This window comes from Lactobacillus sp. ESL0261, from assembly GCF_003693025.1.
Taxonomy (GTDB): Bacteria; Bacillota; Bacilli; order Lactobacillales; family Lactobacillaceae; genus Lactobacillus; species Lactobacillus kullabergensis.
In genome coordinates this window covers 193,355-204,544 of the sequence record NZ_REHN01000006.1, presented here as the reverse complement: position 1 = coordinate 204,544, position 11,190 = coordinate 193,355, and the positions used below count along the sequence as shown (strand labels likewise).

Annotated in this window: 1 protein-coding gene; it reads right to left on the bottom strand. The window is 35.2% G+C overall.

Going from position 1 to position 11,190, the window contains the following annotated elements:
* Positions 1–642: 642 nt before the first annotated feature.
* Positions 643–10,824 carry an SLAP domain-containing protein gene (locus tag F5ESL0261_RS04445; protein ID WP_122052311.1) on the bottom strand — a complete coding sequence of 3,394 codons (10,182 nt, stop codon included), beginning with the start codon at positions 10,822–10,824 and terminating at the stop codon, positions 643–645.
* Positions 10,825–11,190: the final 366 nt, after the last annotated feature.

Here is an 11,190-nt window from a genome sequence, read left to right as displayed (position 1 = left end):
ATACATTGTCAATATAGTATTTAGCAATATATGTTAAGCTATAAATAACTGTTATTTTTAAAAACATTAATTATTATTAATAATAACTTTATTATTTGTATAAATTGCAATTATTAAGCTATTTAAGCCAATAAAATAAAAATAACTAAAAAATATAAAATGAAAAAATATTTTTAAATGTACTTAAAAATGTTTTTTTATTACATTTGTGATACAAATTTATCTGGTATGTTTTTGTATATTAAATAACTATAATAAAGTTTAAGCAAATTAATTATAATAATGTTATAAGTTTTAATTTGTTATTTAAAATAATAAAAATGTTAAATACAAAAATTACCCCTAACTTAGAACAATTTAGGAGTAATTTATTTTAAATAAAAATTTTTTAGAAAGTTAATTTTACAGCTTTACTATTAGTGCAACATGATGATTAAACTTATTGCTAAACACGAAATTTTTCCTGTAATCTTTTGATTTGATATATTCAATTTTAAAGCTTAATACCTGAATTTCTTAGAAACCAACCGACATAATTGTCTAAATCGAAAACTTCATACACAAAAACACCTCAAATTTAAAACAAATTTGAGGTGTTTTATGGTTTAACAATTAGTTAGCCTGTATTAAAAGATTAACTGTTTAAAAGTTTGCCTTCTTTATATATTTACCATTTGCTATTACATAGAATTTCTTATGACCAATTTTAATAGGATTGCCATAAGTCTTAACAGCCTTATGTTTTCGCAAAACTTTTTTACCTAAACGATGACCATACCTATTATATATATAAGCATTATGTTTCAGCTTTAATCTCTTAGCGTCAATGTTGCCACTATCCACAAACAAACCATCTGCTAAAGCATAGTAGATTTTGCTGCCAATAGTCTTCTTAGCAACTGTTTCTAGTTCTGAACCCAAGTTAATAATTAACTTGTTAGCACGCTTGCCATTTTCATCATATAGATAAGCATTATGCATTAGTTTCTTAGTCGTAGTCTCAACAGGTTGAACTGCAGTATTAATAGTTTCTGCAGTAACTTCTTCACCCACTGATCCCGTAGCAGTTACTAATTTTACATTTCCTGCTTTGACATAGCGGTTCTTCGCGATAGTGAAGTATCTTTTACCGCGAATCTTTACCACTCCACCGAATGTATTAAGCAGTTGACCTCTCTTGTAAACTCCTGTCTTCTTAACCCGCTTGCCAAGCTGGTTATAAACATACGCATTGTGAGACAATTTTTGCTTAGTGGCCTGACCATTTGTTGCAGCAACATAATACTTCTTATTATTATCATGTGTATCAACTAGTACATAGTATTCGCGACCTGCAATAGTAACTGTACCGTAAGTTGAAAGAATTGAGCCGGCACCAAGTGTAACTTTGTTAGCCCGTTTTCCAGAATCATCATATAGATAGGCATTATGCATTAAAGTCACATTAGTGCTTTCACCTAAATCATTTGGAGTTCCATTTGTTCCATTTTCTTTATCAGTAGTTGGTTGCTTAGCTGGGTCAGCAGGGTTAGTAGGAATAGATGAAGCACTGCCATTACCATTGGAATTAGAATTGTCTCCACCACCATTGGAATTATCATTATTGCCATTATTATTGCTGTCGGCACTATCTTTAATAATTTTATCAATGACAGTTGAATCTGACGAGGCCTTATTAATCGCATCAATGCCATCGTCACGCTTGCCGTCAATATCAGATAGATTATCATTTTGATTAATCTTCGTTTGAGCATCAGCTAAAATACGATCAATTTCAGTCTTAATTGCAGCTTTTTCATCATCAGTATAGTTATCACCGTTTTCATGTTTGACCCTGTTATTATCAATTTTCTTCTTAGCATTAGTAGCAGCATCAGAAACAGCAGCCTTGGCAATTTCCCTTATTCCAGTTAGTCTATTATTCGAAACTTCATCGTAAGAATTACCAGAGATATATTTATATTTGTCATGCTCACTGTTAGTTGCATAAATCCATGCAGAATCACCAAAATATTTTTGATTCTGAGCAACTGCACCTTTGTACTCAGCCTCAATATCCCTATTGGCAGAACTCTTAACTGTGTACAATGCTTGCTGCATTAACTGATCAATTGCTTGTCTTGTCATGTCAATATCATGGTTCATCTGATTGGCAATATTTTCATAAGATGCATCAGCTTGAGCATCCTGAGTAAGCACAGTATTGATACTTCCGTGTATGCCATCAAGTCTATTTTTGAAATGATCCCTATCCTGAGGAAGTAGACTATCTATATCGTTAAGCGTGTCCTTTGCTTTATTAAACATATCATTAACTTGTTCTTTGGCCATTAGCTCATTATAAGCATTGATTCCTTTGCTATACGATTGGGTTGTAGAGCCAATATTTGTTGAATGCTTAATTGCATCAATTGCATCCTGGATAGCTTGAATATTCCTTTGATAATCAGGATTTGCTTTTTGTTCTTCAGTTAAGCCATTGTATCCAGCTTCCAGGCCTGTTATTTCATTTCCAGCACCCTTTAAGGCATTAGCTTGGTTATAATCAAACCATTCAGAAGTATTTTGATAAGTATCAGTTAGCTTAGTACCAATTTGATTTTCATCAGTCGGAATTTTATTGATATCAGTTTGCTGCTCTATGCTTGCTTTTTCAGTTGCATATAAATCATCAACTATCTTGTTTAATGTTTTCTTTTGAGCAGCAGTTAGTTGAGATGAGCCAATAATATTGTGAGTTGTTGAATATTTTCTTTGTAAAATATCCTCTGCCTTTGCTTTGGCAGCAGCAAAATCAGTATCTTTTTCAACATCAGTAAATCCAGGAACGTGACTGCCAGAATCGCTATCAGAATATCCTTGGGTTGCATTGTTGACAATTTGATCAACGTCCTTTTTGATGTCAGCAGTAGAACGATCATTTCCGTTCTTATCTGTAGTTGGAACTGCGTTAATCTTTGCCTTGCTTTGATCGTAAATATCTTGAATCTTCTGTTTTTGCTTTTGTAAATCGGAGTTTACTAAACCAGAATCTTCAAGCTTTTTATCAGCTTCTGCTTTTTGCTCAAGAAGATTATTAATAGCATTTTGCTTAATTTGATATATTTTTTCTTTATCTTGGGCAGTTTGGTAAAGCTGGTTAATTCCAGTTTCACCTAAATTGATTGGGTGTCCTTCGCTATCGAGCCCCTTTTCAATGTTTTGCAATTTTTGTTTAGCATTTTCGAGATCTGTTGTTGTCGGACTGCTTGGTAAAGCAAGTTTACTAATTTCATCCTTGGTCTTTTGAACTAACTGATTAAGCTGATCTTGCAAGTCAGCCTTTTGCTGATCAGTTAAATCGCTGGCAACTTGGCTAATACTGCCCTTATCTTTGACATACTTATCAATAGCCACAATTTGCTTATTCTTTTCACTTAGTAAATTGGCTGGAATACCTGCTTGATCTATAGCGGCCTCACCAGCTTTTTCAACTTGACCTAAGTCTGCATTATCATCAGCGCCATACAAATCGCTAATGCCTTTTTGCATTGCGTCACTTATTGCAGCTTCATTTTGGCTTATTTCGGTTGGATCAAGTCCTGAACTTGGTAATTTAGCCTTAGCAGCTTCAGCGTAATCTTTCAGAGTATTAATTTGCTGATTCTTTTCTTCAAATCTCTGAGTTAAGCCAGTAATTGCGTCATTGCCATCTTGTGCTGCTTGATTCATTGCACTATTGGCGTCAGTCGCATTGTTTTGAGCAGCTTGAACATTTTGGGCAGCTTTATCACGTTCTGACTTAATACGCTCTCTCATCTGATCCGCCAGATTAGGATTGTCTTTAGCAATCTTATCTGCAGCTTCATTTGCCTTGTTAACTGCATCTTGCAATTTAGTTAACGCGTTATTGACTGACTCTGCCTTGACAATTTCATTATTAACTTTATCCAAATCAGCATTATTCTGACCTTCAACATCAGATAATTGATCCTGAGTGGTAGCAGAATTAATTCTGGTTTCACCAGACTGCCGAATTTGATCAATTTTATTCTTCAAATCATTATATTGGTCTTGACCTAATTTCTTATCAGCTAAGTCTTGATCAATTTGCTGTTGTAATTTATTAGTTGAATTATCAAAATCATTTTTAGCAGAAGTCTTAGCATTAGTGATTTTTTCATCATTTGCTGTATCAACAATTGCTTTAATCGCTTTATCACCCTCATCTTGAGCTTTTTGGACATCATCTTGATTTTGAGCTTTATCAATATTCTCTTTGGCCTTATCCCGCTCGCTCTCAATTGTAGATTTATCTTTAGCATCACCATCAATTGAAGTTTGGGCTTTATCATCTAAAGCAGATTTTGCCTTATTTTTAGTCGCCTGCAGTTTAGCATCAGCCAAAGCCTGGTAAATATTGCTTAGACCGGTATTCTTTTCTGTATCAATATTTTCAGATAGAGCGCCACTGACGTTTGCAACAGCATGATTATAAGCATCTTGTGCTTGTTGTTTAAACTTACCCAGCTGATCAGAGGTTAAATCACTTAAACCATTTATTTCTGGTAGAACACCGGTATCAGTTGAGCCTTTCCCAAGAGCTTTATCAAGTTCTTTAATTGCTTGATCTCTTTGGTTACGGATATCGTCAGCATCACTCTTACTTGCATTAGTAACTACGTTACTAATTCCCTGTAAGGTATTATTTTTGATTTTCTCAACTGTAGCGCTATCATTAGCCGCGCCAATATCTTTAATGCCTAAATCAGCCACTGCAAAAACTGCATTTTGGTCTCGTGAATCATTTAGTTTAGCTCGAGCCGCATATGCTGTATTTTTAATCAAATCGGTGGCAACAACTTTATCACTAGCTAACTTGGCAGCAGATTCAATGTTATTAATTTTATTTAATGCATCTTGATAAATTCCAGTTAGTTGTTCTTTATTTGTGGCTGCGTCAATTTTACTATTTGCATCCGTTGGGATTGACTCAAGCTGACTAATTGCATCATTAAATTGTTTCTTTACTTCATTTCTTTGGTCTTCCGACAATTTGCTATAAATGTCATTTAAGCGATTCTTGGCACTGGTAGCAGCATTGGCAATACTATTTTTTGTATCAGTTTTAGATGTATTAAAACCATTACCTGCAGCTTCTGCAGCGTCAATAGCAGATTCACCATTTTTCTCAGCTGTATTAGCATCAGAAACTGCAGCTGTAGAATCAACTACGGATTTTGCATTATCACGTGCAGAAGTAATATTATTAATAGCTGTTGTCTTGGCATCGTTAGTGATATCTGACGAATTATTGATTCGGTCAATCGCTTTTTGAGCATAATCATCAAGCTTTTGTTTATTAAGGATCTTATTAACATTTATGTCACTAATCACATTGTCAATTAATGACTTACCATTCTGGACGATAGCATTAAGTTGCTCATTAGTAGTTGTGTTTTTATTATTGATACCAGTAACGCCAATATCATAAGTAGCATCTACTTTGGCACGCAAGTCAGCTTTGTTGGCACTTGTAATCTGGTCCATATTGCCAATTTGTTCTTTTACTTTATTGCGCTCATCCATTAAAGCTGCTAAAGCCTGGTCTTTTGCAGACTGCAAGTTTGCTGCAGTTTGAATGCTGGCTAAATCATTTTTGCCTTTAGTTAATGCTGCATCTATATCATCTTTATTTGCACCTTGAATGGCAGTTTGAGCTTGATTGAAGGCATTTGTAATCTGGTTATAGTAGTCGTTCTTTTCTGTTACGCCCAAATTAGGATCATTAGTAATCTGACTATTTACAGAATCGCGCGCATCTCTTAATTTTTCGATTGCAGCTTGACGCTGTTTCGTTAAAGCCTGAGCCTCGAGATCAGGCGAAAGAGAATTAATAACAGAATTAATAGCATCAATTCCCTTCTGCGCATCAGTGTTAATATCGGTTACTGTATGGTCATTATTAATAGCTTGGATTGCTTGATCATAACCGTCATCGATTTGATCTCGTTTAGCTTGTACTGTTGCCGGATCAAGCTGTTCATTCTTTTGCGCATTTGTAAGAACATCTTTAGCATTAGCTTTGGCCTGTTGCAATTTACTAATTGCTTGCGCTTTAGTAGCTGTAATTTGGGCAGCGCCTAAATCTTTAAGAATATTGTTTTGACCCTCTTGTTTGGCCGAAGTAATATCAGAAACATTTTGAGCCGAAGCAATTTTCGCCTTTGCAGCCTGGGCATCTTGATCAATTTGGTCTTCATAATACTTTTTATTTGAAGGACTGAGTTGACTATCAGCAATGCTTTCAATTTTAGCCTTTGCATCATTAACAGCTGTATCTACATCTTGAGTTGCATTTGTTCTAGCTTCTTCTACCTCCTTATTTGCCGTACCTTTGGCATCGCTAACAATATTATCTATACTGTTTTTAGCGTTAGTTACAGTTTCAGCGATTTTAGAACTATCGACCTTGTTTAAAGTATCTATACTGTCAGTAACTACCTTGCTGATTTGATCATGATATGCTTTCTTTTGTTCAGCAGTCAGATTGCTTGTCTGGTCAATTTGTTTATCAGCATTAGTTTGCTCTTGTCTAATCTGCTTGATAGAATCAGCCAAGGAATTATTACGCTCACCTTTAGCTTTAGCTGCAACCAGTAAGTTGTTCAAGGCAGCAATACCATCATTACGCGCTGAATCAATTGCAGTTAAACTATCTGCTTGGTCAATGCGCTGGTTATAACCAAGAGGAGTTGTTGAATTATTGAGCAGTTTCTGTGCAGCCGCCACGCTATCGTCAATATCATTTGCAGACAAGCCAGGCAAGCTACGCAGTTGGCTTTCAATATCGCTTCCAACTTTAGCAAGCTTGATCTTGGAAAGTTGTCTTAAAATTGACCGCTTGGTTGACTCCTCGGTTGTCGAAACAGCAGCAGAGTCACTGGCTTGATCAATATTAGTCAAACCATCAGCTACTGTTTTCTCAATTTCAGAGTTTGAAGGGATGCCTAGCGAATTTTCAGTAGCGCTCGCATAACCCAAAATCTCAGCCTTTGCAGCATTTTGATCAAAAATAGTTTGTGCAGCTGCTTCTCTTTGTTTGATCGCAGTGTTATCAGATGTTCCGTAAATTGACTTTTGCTCATCATACTTAGAACTTCCTGGTTTAGCAGTTGCAACTTCAGTTGCTTGATCAATTGCATCTAGTAAAGGAGTCTGTTGATTTAAACTAATGCCTGAATTCTGTACTCGCTTTTTGGCAGCCGCAGCTGCAGCATTAATTTTACTTGCTTCTTGATCAGCATTTATCTCCTTAATAGACTCCTTACCCTTGGAACCATCAGGATCATCACCGGTAATAATGTTATGAACTGCTTGATTATAAGAATCTTTTATTTCTGCAGTTTTATCGGCATGGTTTTTAATTTCATCTTGAGCAACAGCCTGTAAGTCTTTCAATGCCTGAATTGTTTTGTTAACTTTATCAATTATATCTTGAGCTTCTTTTTGGTGTCCATCCACTGATACTTGATCAAGGTCTTTTTCAATATCACCTTCCGGTTGAGCGATAGCCTGAGCGCGCGCCAGACGTTTAGGTAAATTAACTACTTCGTCCTTTTCTTCTTGACTCAAGTTAGGATCGCTTGAAAGCTTGTAAGCATCGACATAGACTTGATCAATTTTTTGTTTAAGATCAGTTTCAATACTCTCCTTATAGCCATAAGCTGCTTGATCAATCGCATTAATACCATTCTTCTCTGCTTCTGAAATACCTTTATCAGTTTGAAAAGCTTTCACAGTATTTATAGCTTTATCACGTGCAGCATTAATTGCATCTATCATTGTAGGAAATCTCTTTGACTGCAATGTGGCCTCATTATTTAAATTCGTAATTGCATTATTATGAGATGCTTCAATCGTTGAAGAATTTTGCGCCTGACTTACGATGTTTTTAATCACAGCAAGAGCAGAATTTTTACGATTATTAATCTCTGTTAAAGTGTTTGCACTTGAAGCATAGACTGAAGTTTTTTCGTTATTAATATCAATTGTCTTGGATGCAGCGGCCGCAACTTTATCTAATTGCTCATTAAAGTCTTTAACTTGAGCTTCAGATAGGTTGTTAGGTCTATGAATTTTCGCATCACTAATTGCGTCAGTAATTGCCTTAGCAGCTTGATCTTGAGCATCTGATAAAGTTAGAATATCCAAGTTTTTAATTATTGGGCGACGTCCTGCAGCTACACTTGATGGATCGTAGCTAACAAAATTAGCATTTGGTGCTAGTTCTACAGAGTAACCCTTATCAAACTTAATTGTTTGATCGGCTGGAATAGTAAAACTAAATGAACCATCATCATTTACAATTGCTGCAAATTGTGTTGGTAAAGGGCTCAAAGAACTGTTGCTTGAATCTCTTATGGTGTCTTTTGTTTGCGAATATGGGTTGTCAATTAAATTCTTGCCATTTTGATCCTTTGGTGTCCACGCAGTTTTTACTCCCATACTATCGATTAAATTAGCCATAATATATGCTTTAGTCGCAACTGGGAGAATCAAACTAAATGGGTTTTTCAAATTTTCTGGATCTGAATCCGGACCATCAACAGTAGAATTATAATTAATTACGCTGCCTGGTTCACCGGAAATTGTTTGTGAACCATCAGAATTTCTAGTGATTTTGACCTTACCAGGAGCAATATCCAAAAAGCCGCTTGGATTGGCCGGAATAAAACTAATGTTGTTATAGCCAAAATTACTGCTATTATTGAATGCTTTTTGAATAATATCCGAAAAGATTTGGTCGTAAGTCCAGCCGTTCTTAATCCCATCAGTCAACGAATTTTGAACATCAGCCGGCAATTTATCAAGTGAAATATGAGCTTTTGCTGCCTGTGCTTTAATTTCTGCTAATTTATCTGCAGTTAGCTTTTCTTGACCATTAAGCAACTCAATATTATCAACTGCAATTGTATTGTCAGTTTTCCTAACAGTTAAAACGTGAAATGGTGGCAATGTTACTTTACCAACCCCAGTTTGTGTTGAACTCAAATCAAACTGCTGCCGCACATTTGTTAAGGTAATCGGCATTGTGCCGATAATACTCGTAGCAGGATTAGTATTGCCCTGGACATTCAAAATTAATGAGGTAGGATTATTAACAAATAACTTCCCGCCTTGCACATCTACCAAAAGTATTTGGCCATTACCGCCATCTACGTATCTACCATTTGGACCTGGAGTTCCTAGAATGATGTTAAAACCACCGTTTTCAATGTTGGCCGTACCCCTAATTAGGACTAAAGTACCAGAATAGTCGCCCATATTTGAACCATTAATGTTTAACGATCCTCGTGGTAAAATGTTAAAATTTCCACCATCATAAATCAGGTTTCTGTTGCCCCAGTTATTAGCTATATCACCGTTAGTAGTAATATTGACCTTTGCATCACTATTAATATTAAAAACAGAGTTACCATCATTGATCAGGATCGCACTAGATTGATCATTGTCATTTGTACCATTATAGTGATCGCTACCAGTTATAATATTTAACTCACCATCAACATTGACGGCTTCATTATTACCTAACATGGCGATAGCTAAAGGTAGCCCAGTATGTTCAGCAGCATTGGAACCTAAATTATTATTAGGAATATAGATCCGCGGTGAAAGGGACACCTTAGCGTTCTTTTCAATGTTAACAACATTGTTGCTCCCAGCCATTTCTATCACGTTACCGCCAACGGTTTTACCCGTAAAAGTCCCGCTAAAATCGATTGAGTTATTTGAACCAGTAAATTCAAATAGTTGTTGCACATCGCCACTTGAAATCGTAATTCCTGGATAAGGCGTGTGCGTCACTTCACCATAGTTAGTTCCTGTAAAGTAAATTTTAGTATTATTACCACAGTGAACCATTTGCGAACCATGGAAATTAACATTATTGAATGTGATTTTTGAAAAATGACCATCTTGGTTGTAATCATCAGTCATGATGACGCCCCAGATATCGGCACTCCATAAGTCAAGGTTGTCGTAGGTTATATCTAAATCCTGCGTACTGCCACTATTTAATTGGAGGTGGTTACCTTTCAAATCAACTTTATATCTAGTACTACCGTCACCAGCGGATTTAATGAGCATTTTCCTGCCGTAAAAGTAGAACGCTTGTGATCCATTCTCTGATCCGTCAGTAATATCGTTCATAACGTCAATTTCTGAAATACTATTATTTTGAAACGCACCTATAAGCTCAGTAAAGTTATGGACCTGTGCTACACTAGCATCCCTAGTATTTATTTCTGTGTTTTCAGCAGCATTTGAATCTTCATCTACTACAGCAGTTGAATCAACAGGCTTTGTTGTATCTTTTTTTGGAGATGAAACATCATTGGCTTGTTGATCCTGACTAGACTGTTGTTCCGAGCTATTTGTTGGCTCAGAGGTTGTCTTTTCTGATTTTTTCTGACCAGTTGATAAACTGTGACTAGCTTTTGAGTCACTGCCACTATCTCTTAAAAACGAACTTAAGCCAGAAAAAGTGCTTAAATCGTGCTTTGTATTATCTTGACTTGACTGCTTTTCTGTAGTTGCAGTTTTTGCAGTATCCCCAGTTTGTTCTGTTTTAGTTGTTTCATTCTCATTTTTTTGAGAATTTACTTCTTCATTTGCCGGATCAACTGTATCTGCTTTCACTGTTTGATTGTTTAAGCCAAAAAATGTAAAACCGAGCAAGACAGAAGCAGCACCAATTGTCAATTTACGAATTGAAAAGTGGTCTTGCTTTGCCTGCATTTCCATTTTACGTATTCTTTCCTTATTGTTATTTTTACCTAGCATAATAATCCTTCCTCAAAATTATAATTACATATTAATTGTAAATCCTGTTATTTTTACTGTCAATTTAGTAACATTATTATGCACTTAAATATGTAATAAAATTTAAAACTTATGTTTATTAAATAACTATACTTTAGTATAAAATACTGTTTTATAGGCATATTTATGATTAAAATAACAATAATTGCATTTATTAATACACACTTTATATTTTATCTATAAATTCAATTTAATTTTAAAAATAATATTTATATATAATATACAATATAGTGTTTTGCTGTGTATACATGAATATGCTTGTGATTTATTTAACACGATTAATTAGGTAAACTTCATTTCTCCGACTTGTTTATATCATTTTTATCT